The organism is Agromyces sp. Root1464, assembly GCF_001427265.1.
Classification (GTDB): domain Bacteria; phylum Actinomycetota; class Actinomycetes; order Actinomycetales; family Microbacteriaceae; genus Agromyces; species Agromyces fucosus.
Map to the genome: position 1 here is coordinate 1,118,859 of NZ_LMFU01000002.1, position 22,755 is coordinate 1,141,613.

General features: G+C 70.6%; 21 protein-coding genes. 2 read left to right on the forward strand and 19 right to left on the reverse strand.

The features are described from left to right. Window positions 1-88: 88 nt before the first annotated feature. From ASD23_RS10840 to ASD23_RS10880, 9 genes are all read right to left on the reverse strand, one after another. Window positions 89-703: a thymidine kinase gene (locus ASD23_RS10840; protein ID WP_056010216.1), complete on the reverse strand. Its 615-nt coding sequence runs from the start codon at window positions 701-703 to the stop codon at window positions 89-91. Next, a complete protein-coding gene (locus ASD23_RS10845; RefSeq protein ID WP_056010218.1) occupies window positions 704-1,390 on the reverse strand; it encodes a response regulator transcription factor in 687 nt (228 codons plus the stop codon). Next, window positions 1,377-2,528 carry a hypothetical protein gene (locus ASD23_RS10850; RefSeq protein WP_056010220.1) on the reverse strand — a complete coding sequence of 384 codons (1,152 nt, stop codon included), beginning with the start codon at window positions 2,526-2,528 and terminating at the stop codon, window positions 1,377-1,379. The genes ASD23_RS10845 and ASD23_RS10850 overlap by 14 nt, the downstream gene beginning before the upstream one ends. Beyond that, window positions 2,525-3,847 (reverse strand): sensor histidine kinase, encoded by a 1,323-nt coding sequence (locus ASD23_RS10855; RefSeq protein WP_056010223.1) that lies wholly within the window; start codon window positions 3,845-3,847, stop codon window positions 2,525-2,527. Before ASD23_RS10855 ends, ASD23_RS10850 begins: the two co-directional genes overlap by 4 nt. 91 nt (window positions 3,848-3,938) lie before the next feature. After that, window positions 3,939-5,060, reverse strand: a complete 1,122-nt coding sequence (locus ASD23_RS10860) for an Rv2578c family radical SAM protein (protein WP_056010225.1) — start codon at window positions 5,058-5,060, stop codon at window positions 3,939-3,941. A gap of 76 nt (window positions 5,061-5,136) precedes the next feature. Next, entirely contained in the window at window positions 5,137-6,921 is a 1,785-nt protein-coding gene (locus tag ASD23_RS10865) for an ATP-binding cassette domain-containing protein (protein ID WP_056010227.1), read from the reverse strand. 353 nt (window positions 6,922-7,274) lie between these two features. Then, window positions 7,275-8,762, reverse strand: coding sequence for a malate:quinone oxidoreductase (locus ASD23_RS10870; protein WP_268753235.1), 1,488 nt, complete (start codon window positions 8,760-8,762; stop codon window positions 7,275-7,277). 37 nt (window positions 8,763-8,799) lie between these two features. Further along, window positions 8,800-9,246: a VOC family protein gene (locus ASD23_RS19265; RefSeq protein WP_056010229.1), complete on the reverse strand. Its 447-nt coding sequence runs from the start codon at window positions 9,244-9,246 to the stop codon at window positions 8,800-8,802. A 47-nt stretch (window positions 9,247-9,293) separates the two neighbouring features. Next, window positions 9,294-9,713, reverse strand: coding sequence for a hypothetical protein (locus tag ASD23_RS10880; protein WP_056010231.1), 420 nt, complete (start codon window positions 9,711-9,713; stop codon window positions 9,294-9,296). Window positions 9,714-9,799: 86 nt separating this feature from the next. On the opposite strand from ASD23_RS10880, the gene ASD23_RS10885 reads away from it, so the two are divergent. Then, complete coding sequence (locus ASD23_RS10885; protein WP_056010233.1) at window positions 9,800-10,429, forward strand: MerR family transcriptional regulator; 630 nt, start codon at window positions 9,800-9,802, stop codon at window positions 10,427-10,429. A 15-nt stretch (window positions 10,430-10,444) separates the two neighbouring features. On the opposite strand, the gene ASD23_RS10890 is transcribed toward ASD23_RS10885, so the two are convergent. The 10 genes from ASD23_RS10890 to ASD23_RS10935 form a co-directional block, all read right to left on the reverse strand. Beyond that, window positions 10,445-11,446: an N-acetylglucosamine kinase gene (locus tag ASD23_RS10890; protein WP_056012973.1), complete on the reverse strand. Its 1,002-nt coding sequence runs from the start codon at window positions 11,444-11,446 to the stop codon at window positions 10,445-10,447. Beyond that, the gene (locus tag ASD23_RS10895; RefSeq protein WP_056010235.1) at window positions 11,443-12,702 is read right to left on the reverse strand and encodes a 6-phospho-beta-glucosidase; all 1,260 of its coding nucleotides are present in this window, start codon (window positions 12,700-12,702) and stop codon (window positions 11,443-11,445) included. Before ASD23_RS10895 ends, ASD23_RS10890 begins: the two co-directional genes overlap by 4 nt. 101 nt (window positions 12,703-12,803) lie before the next feature. Beyond that, window positions 12,804-13,964, reverse strand: a complete 1,161-nt coding sequence (locus tag ASD23_RS10900; protein ID WP_056010237.1) for an ROK family transcriptional regulator — start codon at window positions 13,962-13,964, stop codon at window positions 12,804-12,806. A 69-nt stretch (window positions 13,965-14,033) separates the two neighbouring features. After that, on the reverse strand, window positions 14,034-14,900 hold the full coding sequence (locus tag ASD23_RS10905) for an ABC transporter ATP-binding protein (RefSeq protein WP_056010239.1): 867 nt from the start codon (window positions 14,898-14,900) through the stop codon (window positions 14,034-14,036). Beyond that, window positions 14,897-15,793, reverse strand: a complete 897-nt coding sequence (locus ASD23_RS10910; RefSeq protein ID WP_056010241.1) for an ABC transporter ATP-binding protein — start codon at window positions 15,791-15,793, stop codon at window positions 14,897-14,899. The genes ASD23_RS10905 and ASD23_RS10910 overlap by 4 nt, the downstream gene beginning before the upstream one ends. Beyond that, window positions 15,790-16,881, reverse strand: a complete 1,092-nt coding sequence (locus tag ASD23_RS10915) for an ABC transporter permease (RefSeq protein ID WP_082571373.1) — start codon at window positions 16,879-16,881, stop codon at window positions 15,790-15,792. The genes ASD23_RS10910 and ASD23_RS10915 overlap by 4 nt, the downstream gene beginning before the upstream one ends. Then, entirely contained in the window at window positions 16,874-17,878 is a 1,005-nt protein-coding gene (locus ASD23_RS10920) for an ABC transporter permease (protein ID WP_056010243.1), read from the reverse strand. The genes ASD23_RS10915 and ASD23_RS10920 overlap by 8 nt, the downstream gene beginning before the upstream one ends. Window positions 17,879-17,923: 45 nt before the next feature. After that, window positions 17,924-19,588 carry an ABC transporter substrate-binding protein gene (locus tag ASD23_RS10925; RefSeq protein WP_056010245.1) on the reverse strand — a complete coding sequence of 555 codons (1,665 nt, stop codon included), beginning with the start codon at window positions 19,586-19,588 and terminating at the stop codon, window positions 17,924-17,926. 232 nt (window positions 19,589-19,820) lie between these two features. Next, entirely contained in the window at window positions 19,821-20,432 is a 612-nt protein-coding gene (locus tag ASD23_RS10930; RefSeq protein ID WP_056010247.1) for a bifunctional 4-hydroxy-2-oxoglutarate aldolase/2-dehydro-3-deoxy-phosphogluconate aldolase, read from the reverse strand. Beyond that, window positions 20,429-21,358, reverse strand: coding sequence for a sugar kinase (locus ASD23_RS10935; protein WP_235507715.1), 930 nt, complete (start codon window positions 21,356-21,358; stop codon window positions 20,429-20,431). The genes ASD23_RS10930 and ASD23_RS10935 overlap by 4 nt, the downstream gene beginning before the upstream one ends. Before the next feature lie 74 nt (window positions 21,359-21,432). Here ASD23_RS10935 and ASD23_RS10940 point away from each other — a divergent pair, with 74 nt between their 5' ends. Then, window positions 21,433-22,752, forward strand: coding sequence for an alanine racemase (locus ASD23_RS10940; RefSeq protein WP_082571374.1), 1,320 nt, complete (start codon window positions 21,433-21,435; stop codon window positions 22,750-22,752). Window positions 22,753-22,755 lie beyond the last annotated feature (3 nt).

Below are 22,755 nucleotides of genomic sequence, written 5' to 3' on the forward strand. Positions count from 1 at the left end.
GGAGTCCTCCTCCATCTTCACGCGCCGCGCACCGAAAGCGCCAGCCCACGCCGCGGGGACGCTGCGAGCGTCCGAGCGAGAACTCCGCTCAGTGACGCCCGTTCAGCACGCCGCCGCTCTCGGCGAGGTAGCAGACGCCGCACAGCGACTCGTACGTGACCGCCTCGCCGTCGATCGCCACCTGGTCGCCGTCGAAGACGAACTGGCCGTCGATGAGGCGTGCGTTGAAGATCGCCTTGCGTCCGCACCGGCAGATCGTCTTCAGCTCTTCGAGGCTGTGCGCGATCTCGAGCAGACGCCGACTGCCGGGGAAGGCGACGGTCTGGAAGTCCGTGCGGATGCCGTAGGCGAGCACCGGCACGCCGTCGATGAGTGCGATCCGCAGCAGGTCGTCGACCTGGTCGGAGTTCAGGAACTGGGCCTCGTCGACGAGCAGGCAGCTCACGTCGCGACCGCTGCGCTCGACGACGAGGCTGCGGTGCCGCTCGAATCCCTCGCGCACGCTCGACTCGGGTCCGATCGTGAAATCCACCTCGCGGATGACACCGAGTCGCGACACGATGTCGCGGTCGCCCTTCGTGTCGATCGCAGGCTTCGCAAGGAGCACCTCGTGCCCGCGTTCCTCGTAGTTGAAGGCCGCCTGGAGCAACGCCGTCGACTTGCCGGAGTTCATCGCCCCATAGCGGAAGTACAGCTTCGCCATCTACTCGAGGTACCCGTCTTCCGCCGCACGACGGATCAGCTCGGCCTTGCGACTGGCCGGGCGGCCCGCCTTGGCGTACTTCTCCCGCACACGTCGCAGGTAGGTCTTCGCCGTCTCGTAGCCCACTTCCATGCGCCGGCCGACCTCGACCGTGCTGAGCCCTTGCGCGTAGTAGCGCAGGGCCTTCTCCTCGGCCGCGCTCAGTGCCACGCCATGGCGGTCGGGACGATCGCCGGCAATCGCCGAATCCGCCCGCGGAGCCGGCTGATGGCGCTGCACCCGCTCGCCCCGCATCACGCGTCGTGCGTAGTCGACGAGCTCATCGGCCGGCAACGTCTTGGAGACGAAGCCGACAGCGCCCGCCACGAGCGAACGCCGACGCGATTCCTCGTCGTCGATCGCGGTCACGACGATGACCTTCGCCCCGGCGGCGCGGCACGCACGGATGCGGGACTCGATCGAGACGGTGTCGCCGAGTTGCAGGTCCATCAGCACGAGGTCGACGGGGAACTCGGGGTCGCGGACGAGATCCATCCAGCTCGTCGCGCGGATCACGACCGTGAAGTCGGCCGCGAAGTCGGTGAACCAGCGGGCCAGACCATCGACGATGAGTTCGTGGTCGTCGAGCAGCGCCAGTCGATACGGCGAAGCCGGAACCGGTGTCGGTGCGTGCTCAATCGATGTCATAACTCAACCCCACTGTCACATTCTCTCGCGTCAGCGTCGCATCCGCACGCAAGGCGACTGCGCGCGCCACCGCGACGAAGCGATCGAGTTCTCGCCGGCTCGGCGGCGAGGCTCCCGAATCGGAGACGAGCACGATGTCGCCGTGCCCCTCGCCGTCGCTCCCGCCGGTGAACGCGACCCTGATGAGCCGGGAACGGGCGGCATCGCCGAGCCACGAGATGAGCGCCGTCAGGGCGGAACGCTGGTCGGCGGTGAGTGCCGCCGCCGCACCGGTCGGGTCGTCGATGATCGTGTCGACACCGCGGCTCAACCGGATGTTCGCCGCAAGGTCGTCGAGCCAGGTCGATTCGATGCCGGCCCGCAGCGCACGGCGGAGGGCTTCGGCGAGTTCACGTGCCCGGTCGGCATCGGCCACCGAGATGCGCTCCGCCGTCATGACGCCCGCGAGGAACGGCAGCACCTCGCGCCCGAGCACCGAGACGCGGCTCTGCTGCACCGATCGGGCGATGCCGGCCCGCAGTTCCGCGTCGCGCTGCAATGCCGCCCGGTTGGCCTCGCGCTGCCATGCGAGCGTCTCGGCCACGATTCCGTACGAATAGCCCGCCGCTGCCGCCGACATCGCGAGTACCGGTGCCGAGTTCAGCGTGATGAGTGCGGCGACCGGCGCCTCGGATGCCGCGTACATCGATGCTCCGGCGACGAGGATCGAGACGACGGCAGCCGAGAGCACTCCGGCGAACGCGAGCGACACCCAGGTGCAGAACGGGGCGAGGGAGAGGATCAGCATGCCGATGACGGTCGGCCCGAAGTCGTCGTAGAGCTGGCGATTGTTGCCGATCGTGCTGACGTACTCGGCGATCGCACCGCCCACCGCCAGGGTCACGATGATCCAGAGACGCTCGTTCGTGAACGGTGCACGCGCGGGAGCCGCTGCGATGATCGCCGCCGTGCCCGCGGCCGCCACGAGCAGCAGCGCGAGGCCGGCGGCCAGCGGCGACCCGACCTCGCTCCAGTGCGACCACGTCTGCACGGCCGCCAGCGCGAAGGCGAGGATCGCCCCGACCGTCACGATCGGCGACGCGCTGATCGCCCCGATCGGGTCGGCCTCCTGCTGGGTCAGTCGCAGATGTCCGCTCATTCGCCGCCCTCCGGCACGGTCAGCACGATGGTCGTGCCGATGCCCTTGGTCGACCAGAGGCGGACGGTGCCCTGCTCCTGCTCGATGCGTGCGCGGATCGAGGTGCGCAGCCCGATGCGATCGGGCGGCACCTCGCTCTCGTCGAACCCCACACCGCTGTCCATGACGGCGACCGTCACCTCGCCGCCGCCGAGGCCCAGCGCGAGCTCGGCCTCGGCGACCCCGGCATGGCGGGCGACGTTGATGAGACACTGCGCGACCGCGGCGTCGAGAGCCGCGACCCGTCGCGGACCGAGTGTGCCGAGCACCGTGAAATCGCCGGTCACGCGGACCTCGAGGCCCGCGTTGGCCGCCGCCGAGAACGCGTGGGCGAGCGATGGGACCGTCTCTTCGACGGGCGTGCGCGGGTCGGTGGCGCCGTTGGCGCGCCCTCGGCCGCGCCATCCGTTCTGCCGCCCGTTCCTCCCGGACGTCGGCGACGACGCGGACGGCGCGAAGGATCTCAGGGTGCTCGCGCCCTGCGCCGCGGCACTCGCGGAGCCGTCGCTGCCGAGGGCGTGGTCGATCGCCCAGTCGCGCCCGACGATGAGGCCGAGGTCCTGCCGGATGCCGACGCGCAGGCGCTCGTCGACCGGCCCCGATCCGGCCGCGGCGATGGCCACGAGGTGGCTCAGCGCCGTGTCGTGCAGCCTCGCGGTCGCGCGCAGCTCGTAATCGTGACGGATGGCGAGTTCCCTCGTCTGCTGGCTGGCGCGATGCAGGCCGGTGTCGCGCCGCATGTCGATGCGGCGAGTGAGGCCGTCGAACACCCGGACGATCACGACGACGACGAAGGCGAAGCAGACTGCGATATTCGGCGCGTACGTCCCGCCCGCCACGACGACGCCGAGGAACACCGCAGCCTCGCCGAGCGCGAAGCCGAGGGTCGCCCATGTGAGCGCGATCGCCGACCCGCTTCCCGCGCCCCCGACGAGGAGGAGAGCGGTGCTCGGAAGGGCGAGCACCGCGTTGTTCGTGGTCGCGAACTCGCCGCCGGGCATGACCATGATCGTGACGGCCAGGACGATGCCGGCTCCGACGATGAGATAGAGCACCGTCAGCGTCACCGTCGGGTACCGCGCGACGAGCGCGAGCAGCACGATCATCACGATCAGCAGCAACGCGCTGCTCCATCGTTCGGGCTGGCCGCCGATCGTCGCCATGACACCGCCGAGCACCACGCCGACGCCGAGACAGGTGAACGCCGCAGCATGCCCGGCGTTCGCGAGCGCGCGACTGAGCGATTCGCGCGCAAGGTGCCCCGGCAACCCCAGGGTCATCGTTACCTCCGCTCGTACCGCCTGCGAACACCACTGTTCGGGCCTCCAGCGGATTATCCCAGTTTCCGGGCGGCTCTCGGGGACGACGCGGTCAGAACAGCGCCGACGGATCGGGTGGAAGGCTCAGCGACCCGGGGAGCTCATCGCCCGTGGCGACCATTCGGGCAGCCCCGGCGAACCGTCGGCCATCGGCCGCGCCGCGCGCCGGACCACCGGCGAGCGCAGAGGAGCGCACTCCCCCGGTGACCGGGTCTTCACGACCGTGTTCGAGTCGATGCGCCCTGATCAGCGGGCGGATGCGTTCGCCGAGCCATTGCCGATACGCCTTCGGCGCGTAGGCGTTGGTGCCGTAGTACATCGACCGGTACTTGGGGACCAGGTCGGGGTGGGAGCGCTCGAGCCATTGCATGAACCACGGCTTCACCGCGCCCCGCAGGTGCAGCGCCGAGTAGAGCACACTCGTGCCGCCGGCGGCCTTCACAGAGCGCAACGCTTCGTCGAGGTGCGCTCTCGTGTCGGTGAGGTAGGGCAGGATCGGCATCAGGAAGACCGAGCAGTCGAGCCCCGCGTCGCGCACCGCGGTCACGGTCGCGAGACGTGCCTTCGTGCTCGGGGTGCCCGGCTCGACGGAGTGCTGCAACTCGTCGTCGTAGATCGCGATCGACATCGCGATGTCGACGGGCACGTGGGCGGCGGCTTCTCTGAGGAGCGGCAGGTCGCGCCGGAGCAGCGTGCCCTTCGTGAGGATGCTGAAGGGCGTGCCGCTCGTCGCGAGCGCCTCGATGATGCCGGGCATGAGCGTGTATCGACCCTCGGCACGCTGGTAGGGGTCGGTGTTGGTGCCGAGGGCGACGGGCTCGTGCCGCCACGACGGCTTCGCGAGCTCGCGCCGCAGCACCTCGGCGACGTTCACCTTGACGATGATCTGCCGGTCGAAGTCGTCGCCGGCATCGAGGTCGAGATAGGTGTGCGTGGGCCGCGCGAAGCAGTAGGCGCAAGCGTGGGTGCAGCCCCGATAGGGGTTGATGGTCCAGCCGAAGGGCATCGCCGACTGACCGGGCACCCGGTTGAGCGCGGACTTCGCGAGCACCTCGTGGAAGGTGACGCCCGCGAAATCGGGGGTCTGCACCGAACGCACCAGGTTGTTGAGCTTGACGAGCCCGGGAAGTGCGCCGGACTGCTCGACGCCCAGCTCCTGCCCGCTCCACCGCATACCCTCATTCGAACACATGTTCGAATGGGAAGCAAGTGGATGCCGCGGCGCGCGTGTCGCCGCGGCATCCGCTCGTCTACTGCAGCGCCCCGGCCGGCACGGCGCTGCGCGCCACGGCTCTGCCCGCCACGAGCTCGAGCTCCTCGCCCGACCACCGGCGACGGAGCCACCGGTCGTGGCTCGCAATGACGACCGCGCCGGGGTAGGCGCCGAGCGCCTCCTCGAGGTCCGTCGCGAGCGCCAGCGAGAGGTGGTTCGTCGGCTCGTCGAGCAGGAACACGTGCGGCGGCCTCGCGATCACGAGGGCGAGCGCGAGTCGCCGCTGCTGCCCGACGGAGAGCGCGCCGACCGGTCTCGACTCGTCGCGCGGGGCGATGAGGCCGAGGCTGCCGAGCGGCACCTGCTCGGCCCGCCGCTCGCCGAGGGCGCGCTCGTAGAGCCGACGCGGCGACGCACCGGGATCCGTGAACCGCACGTCCTGCTCGAGCAACTGCACGCGCAGTCCCTTCCGCCGGTGCACGATGCCGCCGTCGACCCGCTGCGCACCCGCGAGCACGCCCAGCAACGTCGACTTGCCCGCGCCGTTCGCTCCCGTCACGAGCAGCCGCGTGAGTGGCGCGACGTGCAGCGCCTCGAGCGAGAGCCGACCGTCGACGACCGCATCCGACAGCTGCAGCAGCAGGCCGGATTCCTCGTCGAACGCGTGGGAGCCCGATGGGATGCCGGCGAAGACGAGCGGCGCGGGCGGCCTCGGTACCTGGTCGCGCTCGAGCGTCTCGACCCGCAGCTGCGCATTGCGCACCCGCCGGCTCACCTGCTGCTCGACGCGATCGCCGCGGCGCCCGAACGCCATCTTGTTCTTGTCGGAGATGGGCGCGTTGTGCGAGACCGCGCGAGCGGTCTCGGCCAGCCCGATGCGGAGTCGCCGCAGCTCCTCCTGCTCGTCGTCGTACTGTCGGAGCCAGCGCTGACGCTCGTCGGCCTTCACCGCGAGGAACTCGCTGAATCCGCCTCCGAACACGGTGCCGCCCGAGGCGGCGAGCAGATCGTCGGCCGATCCGCCCGCCGCACCGCGCTCGGATCCCCCAGCGGCCAGGGCGAGGGCACCCGTCCTGCCCGGATCGAGGTCGAGGAGCCCGGTGGCCGCGCGATCGAGGAACGCCCGGTCGTGGCTCGCGAACACGACCGGTCCGCGCCAGGTGCGCAGCCGGTCCTCGAGGAACGCCGCCGCGGCGTCGTCGAGGTGGTTGGTCGGCTCGTCGAGGAGCAGCGCGTCGGGCGCGCTGAGGAGCAGCGCGGCGAGCGCGAACCTCGATCGCTGGCCGCCCGAGAGCTCGTCGACGCGGCGGCCGAGACCGAGCGAGCCGACGCCGAGCCCGTCGAGCAGCTCGTCGCGCCGCGCCTCGGCGCTCCACACGTCGGCACGTTCGGCTGCGTCGAGGGCCGCCGAGTAGCGCGCCGTGGAGGCGGCGGTGGACTCCGAGGCGAGCGCCGCCGATGCGGCGTCGAGCTCGAGCTCGATCGCCCGCACCTCGGAGAGCGCGGCCTCGAGCACCTCGCCGATGCGTTCGTCGGGGCCGAACGGCAGTTCCTGGGCGAGCAGCGCGGTGCGCCGCGGCCTCGTGATGCGACCCGAGGTGGTGGCCTCTGAGTCGACGGATGCCGAGGCATCCGCTCGCTCGAACTCGCCGGCGATGAGCCGGAGCAGTGTGGACTTGCCGGCCCCGTTCTCGCCGATGAGCCCGAGCCGCTGGCCCGGTGAGACGGCGAAGCCGAGGTCGGAGAACACGCGTCGGTCGGGATACGAGACGGAGAGCCCGTCGACACGGAGATGGTGGGAATGGATGACGGATACAGCCATGCGATACGCCCTTTGCGCGAATGCCCCCGGGCAGTCGACGGATGCCGCGGCGCGCGTGCTGCAAGCACGATGCACCGAGCTGCGGAACGCGGGCGCGCGGCGCCGGCGACCGCCCGGGAGCGGAAGGACCCCGCGGGGGCATTGCCGTCGATGGGTGCACGCTGCCGCTGTCGCGACCGGCACGGCCTGATCAGAGCCGTGAGCACACCCGATGTCGACGGCGCCTCAGGCGCGGGACGGGGTGTGTGCTCACTTCATAGCGGGTACGACGGTACCAGAGCATTCGGGGTTTGGACAAGCTCGACCCGCAGAGGACCTGCTGGTCGAGCCTGTCGAGACCTGGATCGAGCGCCTCAGGCGGTGAGGTCGAGCACCTTCGCGGTGGCCGCGAGGGATGCCGCGGCCGCTTCGGGGTCGCTCGAGAGCTTCGTGCCGTAGCTCGGGATCATCTCGCGCAGCTTCGGCTCCCAGCCGGCCATGCGGTCGGGGAAGCAGCGGCCGAGCACGTCGAGCATGATCGGCGCGGCGGTCGACGCACCGGGAGAGGCGCCCAGCAGGCCTGCGATGGTGCCGTCGGCGCCGGTGATGACCTCGGTGCCGAACTGCAGCACGCCGCCCTTCTCAGGATCTTTCTTCATGACCTGCACGCGTTGGCCGGCCGTGATGAGCTCCCAGTCCTCGCTCTTGGCGGTCGGCATGAACTCGCGGAGCGCTGCGAGCTTCTTCTCGCGCGAGGCGACGAGCTCGGAGACGAGGTACTTGACGAGATCGAAGTTCTTCAGGCCCACCTGGATCATCGGACCGAGGTTGTGCAGCCGGATCGAGAAGGGCAGGTCGAACCACGTCGAGCTCTTCAGGAACTTCGGCGTGAAGCCGGCGTAGGGCCCGAACAGCAGCGCGGTCTCGCCGTCGACGACACGGGTGTCGAGGTGCGGCACCGACATCGGCGGGGCGCCCTTCGCAGCCTTGCCGTAGACCTTCGCGTGGTGCTGCGCGACGATCTTGGGGTTCGTCGTGCGGAAGAACTGACCGGAGATCGGGAAGCCGCCGAAGCCCTTGATCTCGGGAATGCCCGAGTGCTGCAGGAGCGCGAGCGCACCGCCGCCGGCGCCCACGAAGACGAAGCGGGCGTTGACGGTCTTGGGGGTGTTGCCGACGAGGTGGCGCAGGCGCAGCTTCCAGGTGCCGTTCTTCTGGCGCTTCAGCCACGTGACCTGGTGGTTGGTCGCGATCTCGGCGCCGCGGCGCTCGATGTCGCGGAAGAGGAGCTTCGTGAGTGCGCCGAAGTCGACGTCGGTGCCGGCGACCGTGCGGCTTGCGGCGACGCGCGCCTTCGGGTTGCGCTTCTTCGCGAGGAGCGGGGTCCACTCGGCGATGCGCTCGAGGTCTTCGGTGAACTCCATCGCCTCGAAGAGCGGCTGGTCGGCCAGTGCGGCGACGCGCTTCTTCAGGTACTCGATGTTCGCCTTGCCCCTGACGAAGGTCATGTGCGGAGCGGTGTTGATGAAGTTGTGCGGCTCGGGCAGCGCGCCCTGCTCGACGAGGTACGACCAGTACTGCCGGCTCACCTGGAACTGCTCGTTGATCGAGACCGCCTTGTCGGCGCTCACCGTGCCGTCGGGGTTCTCGGGCATGTAGTTGAGCTCGCAGAGGGCTGCGTGACCGGTGCCCGCGTTGTTCCACGCGTTCGAGGACTCCTGCGCGACCTCGCCGAGTCGCTCGTAGACGCGGATCGTCCAATCGGGTTGGAGTTGCGAGAGCAGGGAGCCGAGCGTCGCGCTCATGATGCCCCCGCCGATCAGCACGACGTCGACGGTTTCCTCTGAAGTCACGGATTCCAGTGTAGATGCCGTGGATGCCGCCCCCGACCAGCGGCGTTCAGGCGCCGCGCAGCACCGGCAGGCCCCGCTCGTCGAGGGGCCACGACGGGTTGTGCGCGAGTTCCCAGAGGTTGCCGTCGAGGTCGGCGACGTACCCGCTGTAGCCGCCCCACTCGGTCGCGGCGGCCGCCTTGGAGATCGAACCGCCCGCGAGCACCCAGTCGCCGACCGCGTCGTCGACCTCTTCGGGCGAGGCGAGGTTGATCGCGAGGGCGACCGCGCGGAAGCCTGGGGCATTCGCGTGCATGGTCGGCAGCGCGGCATCCTTCGCGAGTTCGGCGGTCTCCCAAAGGGCGAGGACTCCCCCGGGAGTGGCGAAGAACGCGATCTCACCGGGGATCGACGACGGCGCCTCGCGCCATCCGAGCCTTCGGTAGAACGCCGTGGCGACCTCGACGTCGGCGACGCCGAGCGTGACGAGTGAGAAGCGCTGCGGAATGGCCATGGGCCGACGCTACGCCGGTCGGTGCGATCGCGCACCCTTCCTCGGCCTCAGAGGGCCGCGATGCCGCCCGAGATGAGGCCGACACCCGCCGCGATGAGCCCGGCGGTGAGCGACGCGGCGCCGATCCACAGGAGCACGATGAGCCGATTCGGCTTCTCGGGCTCGCGGCCGAGCACGGAGAGGAAGAAGCCCGCAGGCATGAGGATCGCCGCGATCGGCGCACCGAGGCGCGCGAGCCACAGCCAGAACCCGTCGAGCGCGGCGTACGAGACGACGGAGAGGATCACCATCGAGAGCACGAGCAGCACGGCCGCGTGCGCGTGCCCGGCACGGTAGAAGCTCGTCTGCAGGCGGTTCGCCGGCGCCAGCCCGCGCACCACCCGGGTGAGGAAGTAACCGCCGCTCTCGACCGTGACGAGCGCGAGCAGGAGGACGCCGATGAGGATCAGATCTGGTGCGGACGGCATGGCCGGTCCCTTCTTCGCGGAATCATGATTGGATAGTTGTACTCTCCAATATTAGAGAGTTGCACTATCCAATGCAAGGGGTTCCGATGCGCATCTCCGCACTCGCCGCCGAGGCCGGCCTGCCGGTCGCGACCGTGAAGTACTACCTCCGCGAGGGGCTCCTGCAACCGGGCGTCGCGACCTCGGCCACCCAGGCGAGCTACGACGAGCGGCACCTCCGCCGGCTCCGGCTCGTGCGCGCCCTCACGGGTCCGGTCGGGCTCAGCGTGCAGCAGGCGCGCGCCGTGCTCCAGCTCGTCGACGAGCCCGGCGACGACCTGTACGCCACGCTCGGGCGCGCCGTCGGCGCGCTGCCGCCCGAAGGAGCCGAACCCGCCGAGGCCTCCGACCCCTTTCCGCGTGCGCGCGCCGCGCTCGAGGCGCTCGGCCAGGTCTACGATCCCGGGTTCGCCGCGGTCGCCCAGCTCGAGGGCGCCCTCGCCGCCGCCGAGGACGCCGGCATGCCGATCACGCCCGAGCGCCTCGCACGCTACGGTCGGGCGGCCGCGGACCTCGCCACCTACGACCTCGAGCGGATGCCCCGCGAGCCGCACACCGCCGTCGAGTACACCGTGCTCGGCACCGCGCTCTACGAACCGGTGCTGCTCGCGCTCCGCCGGCTCGCGCACCAGGATGTCGCGGTGCGGCGCCTCGGCAGCGCGCGGCCGGTCGAGTAGCGAAACGTCTCGGCGCTACCGGCCCGACCCGACCGTGGCATCGATGCGCTCCCGCGTTGCGGCCGCGACCGCGACGCGAGCTCGCTCGAGCGCGCCGGCGCTCGCCCCCGCCCGGTCGAGCGCGAGGAGAGCCGCGCCGACGACCGGCGCCGAATCCAGGATCTCGAGGCGCGCACGCGGAGCGGTGAGGGCGAGGCCCCGGGTGATGCCGCCGATGAGTCGATCGTCGCCCGCCCGCATGATGCCGCCCCCCAGCACGATCGGGATGGCTCGATCGGTGAGCCCGAGCCGGGTCACGCATGCCCGGGCGAACGCCACGATCTCCTCCGCCTGCCGGTCGACGAGCCCGGTCGCGACGGCGTCCCCGGCCCGCGCGGCTTCGAACACCGTCGGCGTGAGCGCCGTGAGCTCGCCGGAGTCGCGCCGGCCGAAGTGCAGGTCCTCGATGAGCGCGGGCACCGAGGCGACCCCGAGCTGCTCGAGGATCGCGGCGGTGAGCACTGTGCGCGGGCCCCGGCCGTCGACATCCCTCGCCGCGTGCCAGAGCGCCTGCTCGCCGATGCCGCTGCCGCCGCCCCAGTCGCCCGAGATGGGGCCGAGTGAGGGGAACCGCACCTCGGCGCCGTCGGCGCGCACGCCGACCGCGTTCACTCCCGTGCCGCAGACGATCGCCACGGCGTCGGGTTCGTCGGTGCCCGCCCTGAGCACGGCGTAGAGGTCGTTGGCGACGACGGTGGACGGCCCGGACCACTCGAATCCGGCGATCGCGGCGGCGTACTGCTCGACCTCGACCGCGAGGTCGAGTCCCGAAATGTAGAGGCCCCCATGTGCGACGGGGCGTCGCGCCGCGACCGTTCGCACGAGCTCGTCGACGACGGCCACGGCCTCGCCGAGCCCTTCGAAGTGCGGGCTCGAGCCGGCGCCGCGCGCGTGCGCGACGAGTTCGCCGTCGATCGTGAGCGCGACCGCGTCGGTCTTCGAGCCGCCGCCGTCGACGGCGACGATGACGCCGTTCATCGCGCCCACTCGAGGAACGGTGCGTTCTCGGCCATCAGCAGGTCGGTCAGTTGCTCGGCACGATCGTGCTGCAGCACGAGCGGGTGCGCGCGCATGGCTCGGAGCACGCGGTCGCGCCCCCCGTGCACGGCGGCGTCGAGCGCGAGGCGCTCGTAGCCCGCGACCCCAGCGATGAGCCCGCGGATGTCGTCGGGCAGGGGCGCGACCGGTTCCGCGACGAAGCCCCCGTCGCGGAACACGGCCGGCACCTCGATGACGTGGTCGTCGGGCAGGAACGGCAGAACGCCGTCGTTGCGCAGGTTGACCACGCGGGATCGGCTCGCGCCGTCGCGCATCGCCGCGAGCAGCTCGATCGCCGCTTCCGAGTAGAACGCGCCGCCGCGCCCCTCGAGTGCCGCCGGCTTCTCGTGCTGGGCCGGATCCGCGTAGAGCTCGAGCAGCTCCCGCTCGATGGCGCGCACCGCCTCGGCCCGCGTGGGCTCGTGCAGTTGCTCGCGCAGCACCTCGTCGTGGGCGTAGTAGTAGCGCAGGTAGTAGGAGGGGACGACGCCGAGCTGCGCGATGAGGGCCGGCGCGAGGTGCACCTCTTCGGCGAGCTCGCCGAGCCGGTGCTCGAGCAGCCCCGGCAGCCGGTCGGCACCGTCGATCACGACGCTCCGCTCCCACGTGAGGTGGTTGAGGCCGACGTGGCCGAGGCTCACCCGGTCGTGCTCGACGTCGAAGAGCGACGCGAACCGGCGCTGGAATCCGATCGCCACGTTGCAGAGGCCGACGGCGCGGTGGCCCGCCTCGAGCAGCGCCCGGGTCACGATGCCGACGGGGTTCGTGAAGTCGACGATCCAGGCGTCTGGCTTCGCATGCGCTCGCACGACGTCGGCGATGCGCAGCACCACGGGCACGGTGCGCAGCGCCTTCGCGAGGCCGCCGGGTCCGGTCGTCTCCTGGCCGATGCATCCGGCCTCGTGCGGCCAGGTCTCGTCGGCATGGCGGGCGTCCTGCCCGCCGACACGCAGCTGGATGAGCACCGCGTCGGCGTCGGCGACGCCGGCGACGAGATCGGTCGTGCCGATGACCTTCGCGGGATGCCCCGCGTGCTCGAGCATCCGCTGCGACATGCCGGCGACGAGCGCGAGACGGCGCTCATCGGGGTCGACGAGGCGGATCTCCTCGAGCGGGAGGGTGTCGCGCAGGCGTGCGAACCCGTCGATCAGTTCGGGCGTGTAGGTCGAGCCTCCGCCGACGATGGCGAGCTTCATGGGTCCTCAATTCGTGCGTGGGTCGCCTGCGCCACTGGCGCAAGGAGCGAAGGGTCGGTGAACGGACGACGGATGCCCCGTGGCATCCGCCTTCGGCCGATTCAGGAGGCGAGCGAGATGTCCGCCTCGAGGTGGTCGCGGATCTGCTCGACGAGCTGCTGGCGCGCGCCGAGGAGCACCGGCTGGGAACCCGTTCCGCTCGTGCGCATCACGAGCTTCGGGTGCGCCGCCGGATCGACGCGCTCGGCGACGAGCTCGGCGAGCCGGGCGCCGCCCGCGATGCCGGTGGGCCCGCCGAGCACGATCATCGAGGGATCGAGGATCGCGAGCAGCGGATTGACGGCGAGGATCACGCGGTCGGCGAGCGCCGAGAGGGCGTCGTCGTCGTGGGTGAGGCGGGGCAGCACCTCGGCGAGCGTCTCTCCGCTCCCGCCGTCGCCGAGCAGGCGGACCACGGCGGGGCCCCCGAGCAGGTCGGTGAAGTCGTTCGCGGCGGGAGCGAGCGGCTCCGCCGTTCGCGGCACCGCGAGGTAGCCGATCTCGCCGGCCCCGCCCGAAGCGCCCCGGTGCACGACTCCGCCCAGATCCAGACCGACACCGAGGCCGTCGCCGATCCAGAACAGTGCGAAGCTCGGAGCCTGCTGAGCCGCACCGGCCGAACGCTCGGCCATGGTCGCGAGGTTGACGTCGTTGTCGATCGTCACCTGCAGGCCGAGCTCCCGCTCGATGCGCGCGCGAGCCCCGGTGGCCGGCCACCCCGGCAGGGTGTCGGTGAACGAGAGCTCGTCGCCATCGACGAAGAAGGCGGCCTGCACGCCGATCACGACACGACTGACCGTGCTCTCGTCGATGCCGGCCTCGGCGCAGGCCGCCCGCACGGCGGCGCGCACGTCACCTTCGGGAGAGCGCTCGTGCGAGTCCGTCGCGATCTGCACGATCGGGTGGTCATGGTCGACGGCATCGACGACGACGGCCTGGATGGCCCGGTCGAGGATCGAGATCGCGACGCCCGTGATGCGGTCGGTCCGCACGCCGTAGGTGATCGCGTTCGGTCCGCGGCCGCCCGACAGCTCGCCGACGGGTCGGATCAGGCCCACCCGCTCGAGCCGAGCCAGCATCTGCGACGCAGTGGGCTTGGAGAGACCCGTGAGCTCGCCGAGCTGGGATCGAGTGAGTGCACCGTGCTCGAGGATGAGCCGGAAGGCGGTGCGGTCGTTGCGCGCGGCGAGCCACGTCGGGGTGCCGGGGTCGATCTGGTTCACGTCGGGCCGCCTCTCTCGTTTCGTGTTCGTGGTCACTCTATCTGAAAAGAATGTTTACTGTTTGTTGACTCACCCGCCGTTCCGCACGTCGTCGCGCAGCCGCCCGAGTCGATCCGGGTCGGCCGCGGCCTCGAGCAGCGTCTTCGTGTACTCGTGCTGCGGATCGAGGATCACCTGCTCGCTCGGTCCTCGTTCGACGATCTCCCCGCGGTACATGACGAGGATCTCGTCGGAGAAGTGCCGCGCGGTCGCGAGGTCGTGCGTGATGTAGAGCACGCCGAGGTGCTCCTGCCGCTGCAGCTCTGCGAGGAGGTTCAGCACGCCGAGGCGGATCGAGACGTCGAGCATCGACACGGGCTCGTCGGCGATGATGAACCGCGATCCCGGGGCGAGCGCACGCGCGATCGCGACGCGCTGCCGCTGCCCGCCCGAGAGCTCGTGCGGCCGACGATCGGCGAAGGTCGCCGCGGGCGAGAGGCGCACGCGCTCGAGCAGCTCCTCGGCGCGTTCGCGGATCTCCCGCGACGACAGCCGCGGGTTGTGGATGCGCAGCGGCCGCTCGAGGTGGTGCAGGATCGGGTGGAACGGGTTCAGCGAGCTGAACGGGTCCTGGAACACCATCTGCACGTCGCGCCGATACCGGGCGAGTCCTCCGCCGCGAGTCGCGCTCGTGCGCCCGTCGAGCAATACCTCGCCGGACGTCGGCGTCTCGAGCTTGGCCATCATCCGTGCGATCGTCGACTTGCCCGAGCCGCTCTCGCCGACGAGGGCGATGGTGCGACCGGGCTCGAGCGTGAACGAGACATCCTTCACCGCGTTGAGCGTGCGCACCTTGGTGCCGCTCCGCAGCCGGAAGTCCTTGACCAGGTTGCGCGCCTCGAGCGTCGTGGTCAAGGTCGCCTGGGCCTGCGCCTGGGGTTGCGCCTGCCCGCTCATGCAGCACCTCCGGCCGATACGCCGGTGCGGATGAAGTCGCCGCGCTCGCCGCGCAGGCTCGGGAAGCTCGAGAGGAGCCGCCTCGTGTACGGATGCCCCGGCGCCCGGTAGATCTGCTCGGCGTCGCCCTGCTCGATGATCTCGCCGTCGAGCATGATCGCGATGCGATCGCTGATCTCGATGAGTAGCGGCAGGTCGTGCGTGATGAAGATCACGGCGAAGCCGAGTCGCTCGCGCAACCGCATGATCTCGCGGATGATGCCGCGCTGCACGACCACGTCGAGCGCCGTGGTCGGTTCATCCATGATCATGACCTGCGGGTCGAGGGCGAGCGCCATCGCGATCATCACGCGCTGTCGCATGCCGCCCGACAGCTCGTGCGGGAAGCTCGAGAGCCGCGTCGGGTCGACGCCGACGAGGGTCAGCAGCTCGGCGCTCCTGGCTTCTCGCTCGGCGCGCCGCATCTCCGGCCGGTGGGTCGAGAACACGTCGTGCAACTGCTTCCGCACGTTCATGACGGGGTTCAGCGAGTTCATGGAGCCCTGGAAGACCATCGACACCTTGTTCCATCGGAACCGGCGCAGGGCCTCGCCGTCGAGGGCGACGACATCCACGTCGTCACCGGATGCGTCGTGGAACACCACGTCTCCCCCGGTCATGAGCGCCGGGGCCTTGAGCAGCCGGTTGAGCCCGTAGGCGAGGGTCGTCTTGCCGCAGCCCGACTCCCCCGCGAGGCCGAGGATCTCACCGCGATGCAGCGTGATCGACGCCCCGCGCACGGCCTTCACCGGCGGGTCGACCTCGTACTCGATCGAGACGTTCCGTGCGGTCAGGACGGGCTCGCCGAGGACGGCGACGTTCCTGGCGTTGGCGTTCATGGAATCGGCGTTCATGCGAATGCTCCGGTGTCGGCGACGCCCTTGCCTGCCTTGGCGGCCCGGCGCTGGCGCTTCGCGTTCTCAGGCGCGAGCCTGAGCTTCGGGTTCACGACCTCGTCGATCGCGAAGTTGATGAGGGACAGTCCGGCGCCGAGCGCGGCGATGATGAGGCCGGGCGGCACGAACCACCACCAGGCTCCGGTGCCGACCGCCTGGCCGGTCTGGGCGTCGTTCAGCATCGTGCCGAGCGTGATCGACCCGGTCGGCCCGAGGCCGAGGTAGGAGAGTCCGGCCTCGCCGAGCACCGCGAAGATGACGCCGAAGATGAACTGGGCCGCGAGCAGCGGCACGAGGTTCGGCAGGATCTCGACGAAGATGATGCGGCCGGGCTTCTCGCCGGCCACGCGCGCTGCCGCGACGTACTCGCGGGTGCGAAGCGACCGCGCCTGCGCCCGCAGCACGACGGCGGATCCGGCCCAGCCCGTGATGCCGAGCACGAGCGCGACGAGCAGGGAGCTCCGGGCTAGCGGCCCGAGGCCCTCGGCGTTCTGCACGTAGGCGGCGATCACCATGACGACCGGAAGGCCGGGGATCACGAGCACGATGTTCGTGAACAGCGTGAGCACCTCGTCGAGCACCCCGCCGAAGTAGCCGGCGAAGACGCCGAAGATCACGGCGAGGAGCAGCGCCACGATGCCCGCGACGATGCCGATGAAGAGCGAGCCCTGCGTGCCCCACGCGAGCTGCGAGAAGACGTCGTACCCGAGCTTGGTCGTGCCCAGCCAGTGCTCGGCCGAGGGCGGCTGGAGCGCCTCGTTGCTCGAGTCGCGCGGCGGCTGGGCGATCATCGGGCCGAAGATGCCGAAGAGCGTGATGAGGCCGACGATCACGACGCCCGTGACGAGCTTGCCCGAGCGACTCGGCAGGATGTGCCGGAAGCGGCCTCCGCGAGTCGCCCGTGCAGCGGCGATCGCGGCGGTGGCGGTCGCCTCGCGGTTCGTCTCGCGCACCGCCTCAGCCGAGACGGGTGACTGGAACAGTGCGTCGTCGCCGGTCGCGTAGGAGTCGTCGGCACGCTCGAGCGTGGGCTGGGAGTCAACCATTGTGTCGCACCCTCGGGTCGATGAAGCCGTAGATGAGGTCCATGAAGAAGTTGGCGGCGAGCACCGTGAGCGTGATCACGAGGAAGACGCCCTGCATGAGCGCGTAGTCGAGGCCCTGCACCGCCTGGATCATGAGCTTGCCGATCCCGGGATAGCTGAACACCTGCTCCATGACGATGGAACCGGCGACGACGAAGCCGAGGGCGATGCCGAACCCGGCGAGGCTCGGGATGGCGGCGTTGCGCGAGGCGTACTTGGTGCGCACCCGGCGAGGGGTGAGCCCCTTCGCCTCGGCGGTGACGACGTAGTCCTCCGACATCGTCGACACCATCATGTTGCGCATGCCGAGGAGCCAGCCGCCCACCGAGGAGAGCACGATCGTGATCGCCGGGAGGATCGCGTGGTAGATCGCGCTCCCGATGAACGCCCAGCTGAGCTCTGGGCCGGCCGGGAACTCGAAGACGTCGTAGCCGCCGACGATCGGGAACAACCCCAATTGCACGGAGAACACCGCGACGAGCACGAGTGCCAGCCAGAAGTACGGGATCGACTGGAAGACCGTCGTGACCGGCACGAGGTGGTCGAGCCAGGTGCCGCGCCGCCATCCGACCCATGCGCCCACGATGATGCCGAGCACGAAGGAGATGACGGTCGCGACGCCGACCAGGATGATCGTCCACGGCAGTGCCGCCGCGATGAGATCGGCGACCGGGGCCGGGTACCTCGTGGAGGAGACGCCGAGGTCTCCCTGAAGCAACCGGCCCCAGTACGCCACGTACTGGTCCCAGAGGGACATGTCCTTCCCGGCACCCAGGATCGAGGTGATCGCCGCGATCGTCTCCTCGGAGAGCGGGCGTCCGCCGCTGGCACGCCGGAGCTTGCCCAGCATGATGGCCGCTGGGTCGCCCGGCAGGAGTCGCGGGAGCAGGAAGTTGAGCGAGATCGCCGCCCAGAGGGTCACCAGGTAGAAGGCGACCCGCCGAAGGTAGAAGCTCATGCCGCTGCCGTCCTCGAGTTGGGGAGTTCCATGGGACCGACCGGGCTACTTCGCCGGGGTGAGGTGGGCGAGCACGACCGCGTTCGCCACCGCGAGGTACGGCAGCGGCGCGGCGTAGAGGTCGTCCTCGCTCGGCCATCCGCTGAACTTCTCGGTGTTGAAGAACGACTGCGAGGCGTTCAGCACCACCGGGATGTACGGAAGGTCCCGCGCGATCTCGGTCTGGATGGTCGCATAGGCCGCCTGCTTCGTCGCGACGCCCTGCGTGGCACCCGCGGCGAGCACGGCCGCGTCGACGGCCGGGTTCGAGTAACGCGCGTAGTTCTGTCCGTCGAGCGGCGACTCGCCGACCTTCACGGTCGAGGAGCCGGCGAAGTACTCGTGGTAGTTCGAGTACGGGTCGGCGACGAGACTCTGCGTGAGGCCGTAGAGCGCCATCTGGAAGTCGCCCGACTGGATCGGCGTCCAGTACTCGGCGTCGGAGACGGTGCGGGCGTTGATGCGGATGCCCGCCTCGGCCGCCTGCTCGGAGATGAGCTTGGCCGCGTCGTTGTAGTCGGTCCAGCCGTCGGGCGAGAACAGGTCGATCTCGATCGCCGTGCCGTCCTTGCCGTAGAAGCCGTCGGCGTCCTTCGTGTATCCGGCTGCCTCGAGGATGGCGCCGGCTTCCGCTGCGTCCGCCTCCTGGGGGCTCGTCGCGAGCTCAGGGTCGCTCAGCCACTGCTCGTCGCGCGGCTGGAGGGTGAACGACGGCGAGGACTCGCCCGCGAGCCCGGCGAACGCCTTGTCGGCGATCGTGGCGCGGTCGATCGCGACGTTGATCGCCTGGCGCACGGCCGGGTCGGTCTGCGGTCCCTTGCAGCCGAGGTCGGCGTTCGCGCAGGTCGTGATCGTCGTCGGGTCCTGCTGGAGGTTCAGCGTCGTGATGTCACCCGCGCCGGTGACGGCGTCGGGGTTCGCGATGAACTGGCCGACCCAGTCGATCTTGCCGGTCGTCAGGAGGTCCTGCGACGACTGGTTCGAGTCGAGGCCGAGGTACTGCACCTCGGTCACGGCGGGAGCGCCGTCTCGGAAGAGCTCGTTCGCCTCGACCGTGTAGGCGGCGTCGGAGAAGCTCTTCAGCACGTACGGACCCGAGCCGACGGGCTCGGGGTTCGTCTCGGCCATGAAGTCGTCGATGTCGGCCCAGATGTGCTCGGGGATGATGTACGTCGAGCCGAGCGTCAGCGAGGCGCTCGTGAACTGCGGCTCGGTGTAGGTGAGCACCACGGTGGTTGGGTCGGTGGCCTCGGCCGAGACGAACTGCTCGGACTTGTTCGAGCCGTAGCCGAACGTGAAGGCGACGTCGTCGGCAGTGAGGTCCTCGCCGTCGCTCCACTGCAGGCCGGGCTTGATCGTGACGGTGAGCGTGCGGCCGTCTTCGCTGTACTCGTAGCTGTCACCGATGAGTCCGACGGGTGCGTCGGCCGAGAGCTGGTTGAAGAAGAACAGCGGCTCGTAGATCACGCCGAAGGTCGCGTGCACGGCCGTGTCGACGGCGAACGGGTTGAAGTTGTTGTTAATCGGGGTGGCGCTGCCCGCCCAGACGCGGAGGACCGGGGCGTCGTCGCCGCCTCCTCCGGCCGACGGGGTGCATCCGGTCATTCCCAGGGCGATCGCGGCCGCTCCGGCGGCCAGTGCCACCGCGAGGGAGCGTTTGGTTCGAGTCATCTCGGCATTCCTCTCGTGCTTCGTTGCGTGGAAGGTGGTGCAGTTCGCCGTGCGCAGGGGGGTCGGTGCTCACGCGTTACTGGAAGCGACCCTAACAGAAAAGATAGTAACTGGAAACAAATCATCCTGTTTCTGTTTCCACATCGTTTCCCACTCGTTTCCGCTGCGAAGACGACGAAAGCGCGGTGCCGACCAGGTCGGCACCGCGCTTCGGATCCTCCGAACGCCTCGGCTACTCGGCGAGCAATGCGGCGAGCGCCGGCAGCTGCGCCGGATCCTCGAGCGCCGAGCCGACGGCGACCGCGCGCACGCCCCGAGCGAGGAACTCGCCGGCGTTCGACGCATCCATGCCGCCGGTGGCGACGAATCGGGCACCGGGGAACGGGCCGGCCATGGCCGAGAACCAGCCCGGTCCGAGGAGCGACGCAGGGAACGCCTTCACCCAGGTGAGCCCCATCGCCATCGCCGCCTGCACCTCGGTCGCCGTCGCGACGCCCGGCATCGGCGGCATGCCGGCCTGCGCCGAGGCGCGCGAGACGGCCGGGTCGAATCCCGGGCTCACGGTGAAGGCCGCGCCGGCGGATGCCGCGAGCTCGACGTGGCGCGTCGACACCACGGTGCCCGCTCCGACGAGGCGACCGGCGGCCCGCCCGGCCGCCGCGACCACGCGCAGCGCCTCGAGATCGGCCTCCGTCTGGATCGGCAGCTCGACCACGTTGATGCCGAGCCCCCACGCCCGCTCGGCGAGCTCGAGGCTCCGCTCGACTCCCAGACCCCGGAAGATCGCCATGAGCGGCTGCCCCTCGAAGATCTCGTCGAACTCGGCGTTGCTCGTGGTGGTCATCGGGTGCTCCTCAGGTTGGATTCGGCGCGGGGGAAGTCGGCGGTGTCGCCGAGCACGGTCACGGCTCGGGCATGCCCCGCGGCGAGACGCTCGCGCGCGTCGCCTCCGGTGAGCCACGACGCGAGGTAGCCCGCCGCGAAGGCGTCGCCGGCGCCCACGGCCTCGACGACCTCCGCGACCATCGCCGGCACGTGGGTCGGCCTGTCGTCCGCACCGGCGCCGGCGCGGAACTCGGTGGCCCCGATCGCGCCGTCCTTCACGACGAGGAGCGTCGGCTCGGGCAGCAGCGCCCGCACCGCCTCCGGCGTCGCCGTGCCCCACAGCGCCTCGGCCTCGTCCAGCCCGACGAAGACGAGGTCGGCACGGGAGGCGAGTTCGCGAAGGCGACCGGCCGCGACCCCCGCCGGCCAGAGGGCGCTGCGGTGGTTCACGTCGAAGCTGAGCATCGCGGGCGAGGCGGCGACGCGGTCGACGAGTGCGTCGACGAGCGCGTCGCAGCTCGCGGAGAGCGCAGGGGTGATGCCGCTCACGTGCACGACGCGGGCGGTGTCGAGCGGGAGCGAGTCGAGGAAGGGCGGGGCCATTCGGGAGGCCGCGGACCCCACCCGGTAGTAGCGCACGCCGCGACCCGGATCCTTGAAGTAGACGCCGGTCGGCGCCTCGGGGTCCGCTTCGACCCAGCGGGTGTCGACGCCGCGCTCGCGCAAGTGACGCTCGATTCGCCGGCCGAGCGCGTCGTCGCCGAGTCGGCCCGCCCACGCCGCTCGCCCGCCGAGTGCCGCGAGATGCGCGGCGACGTTCGACTCGGCGCCCGCCGAGTCGACGCGGAATTCGTGGGCCGTCTCGAGCGGTTCGGCGAGCACGGGGGCGACGAGGGCCATCGTCTCGCCGAGGGCGACGACGTCGGGCAGCGGAATGTCCAGCACGCCCCTATGCTGTCTGGTGTGCAGATTCAGCGCAAACGCGTTGCAGTATCTGCAACATGAGGGAAGGGGCTCGGATGCTGCAGCACACGCGACTCGAGGCACTCGACGATGAGCGACTGAACGCGGCCGACAAGGGACTGCCCGCCCGAGCCGCAGGGCTCACGGTCAGCGAGTTCCTCGCGACCGGCCCGAGGCTCGCCGAGTTCTGGACCCCGCTCCTCGCACTCGACGCGCGCGCTCTCGAACACAACGCCGCAGTGATCCAGGGCTGGTGCGACGAGCGCGGACTCGAGCTCATGCCGCACGGCAAGACCACGATGGCCCCCGCCCTCTGGCAGCTCCAGCTCGACCACGGCGCCACCGGCGTCACGCTCGCGACCCCGGGGCAGGTGCGCACCGCGCGATCGTTCGGCATCGCCTCGATCATGCTCGCGAACACGCTCGTGGCGCCTGACGCGCTCGAGTTCATCGCCGGCGAACTGGCCGACCCCGCATTCTCGTTCCACTCGTGGGCGGACTCGGTGGCGACCGTCGAGGCGATGGAGCGCGGGCTCGAGGGCGTGACGCTCCCCCGCCCGATCGACGTGCTCGTCGAACTCGGCGGAGCCGGCGGCCGCACCGGTGCGCGCAGCGTCGACGAGGCCGTGCGCGTCGCCGAGCGCATCGCCGCCTCGCCCGTCCTCCGGCTCGCCGGCACCGCCGGGTACGAGGGCAGCCTCGGCCATGATCGCTCCCCGGCGGCGCTCGAGGCGGTGCGCACCTACCTCGCCGAGATGCTCGAGGTGCACGAGGCGGTGCGCGGTCTCGCCGACGGCGAGCTCATCGTCAGCGCCGGCGGCAGCGCCTATCTCGAACTCGTCGCCGAGGTGTTCGGACCGCACATCCGTTCCCTGAGCCCGTCGACGGGAGCCGAGGCGCACACGGGCGCCCTTCGACAGGCTCAGGGAGCAGAACCGCGCACCCGCTGGATCCTCCGCTCGGGCGCCTCCCTCCTCCACGACGACGGCATCTACCACGGCATCTCGCCGATCGACGGCGAGCTCACCCCGGCGATGCGCGGCTACGCCCGCGTCGTCTCGCACCCCGAGCCGGGCCTCGCACTGCTCGACGGTGGCAAGCGCGATTTCCCGTACGACGAGGGTCTTCCCGTGCCGTTCGGTGTTGCCGAGGCGTCCGGGGCCCGCGAACGACCGCTCGCCGGGGCATCCGTCACCGCGCTCAACGACCAGCACGCCTACCTGCGCGCCGACGCACCCTTCGACCTCGCCATCGGCGAGGTCGTGTCGCTCGGCCTGTCGCACCCCTGCACCGCGTTCGACAAGTGGCGCCTCATCCCGGTCGTCGAGGGCGGCGGCTCCGATCTCGTCGTCGCGCTCGTGCGCACGTTCTTCTAGGGT

Coding starts and splice junctions, on each gene's coding strand:
- ASD23_RS10920 (WP_056010243.1), bottom strand. CDS start 17,878: ATGAGCTTCTACCTTCGGCGGGTCGCCTTCTACCTGGTGACCCTCTGG.
- ASD23_RS10840 (WP_056010216.1), bottom strand. CDS start 703: ATGGCGAAGCTGTACTTCCGCTATGGGGCGATGAACTCCGGCAAGTCG.
- ASD23_RS10885 (WP_056010233.1), top strand. CDS start 9,800: ATGCGCATCTCCGCACTCGCCGCCGAGGCCGGCCTGCCGGTCGCGACC.
- ASD23_RS19265 (WP_056010229.1), bottom strand. CDS start 9,246: ATGGCCATTCCGCAGCGCTTCTCACTCGTCACGCTCGGCGTCGCCGAC.
- ASD23_RS10845 (WP_056010218.1), bottom strand. CDS start 1,390: ATGACATCGATTGAGCACGCACCGACACCGGTTCCGGCTTCGCCGTAT.
- ASD23_RS10860 (WP_056010225.1), bottom strand. CDS start 5,060: ATGCGGTGGAGCGGGCAGGAGCTGGGCGTCGAGCAGTCCGGCGCACTT.
- ASD23_RS10850 (WP_056010220.1), bottom strand. CDS start 2,528: ATGAGCGGACATCTGCGACTGACCCAGCAGGAGGCCGACCCGATCGGG.
- ASD23_RS10925 (WP_056010245.1), bottom strand. CDS start 19,588: ATGACTCGAACCAAACGCTCCCTCGCGGTGGCACTGGCCGCCGGAGCG.
- ASD23_RS10905 (WP_056010239.1), bottom strand. CDS start 14,900: ATGAGCGGGCAGGCGCAACCCCAGGCGCAGGCCCAGGCGACCTTGACC.
- ASD23_RS10910 (WP_056010241.1), bottom strand. CDS start 15,793: ATGAACGCCGATTCCATGAACGCCAACGCCAGGAACGTCGCCGTCCTC.
- ASD23_RS10890 (WP_056012973.1), bottom strand. CDS start 11,446: ATGAACGGCGTCATCGTCGCCGTCGACGGCGGCGGCTCGAAGACCGAC.
- ASD23_RS10855 (WP_056010223.1), bottom strand. CDS start 3,847: ATGACCCTGGGGTTGCCGGGGCACCTTGCGCGCGAATCGCTCAGTCGC.
- ASD23_RS10895 (WP_056010235.1), bottom strand. CDS start 12,702: ATGAAGCTCGCCATCGTCGGCGGAGGCTCGACCTACACGCCCGAACTG.
- ASD23_RS10940 (WP_082571374.1), top strand. CDS start 21,433: ATGCTGCAGCACACGCGACTCGAGGCACTCGACGATGAGCGACTGAAC.
- ASD23_RS10930 (WP_056010247.1), bottom strand. CDS start 20,432: ATGACCACCACGAGCAACGCCGAGTTCGACGAGATCTTCGAGGGGCAG.
- ASD23_RS10865 (WP_056010227.1), bottom strand. CDS start 6,921: ATGGCTGTATCCGTCATCCATTCCCACCATCTCCGTGTCGACGGGCTC.
- ASD23_RS10915 (WP_082571373.1), bottom strand. CDS start 16,881: ATGGTTGACTCCCAGCCCACGCTCGAGCGTGCCGACGACTCCTACGCG.
- ASD23_RS10880 (WP_056010231.1), bottom strand. CDS start 9,713: ATGCCGTCCGCACCAGATCTGATCCTCATCGGCGTCCTCCTGCTCGCG.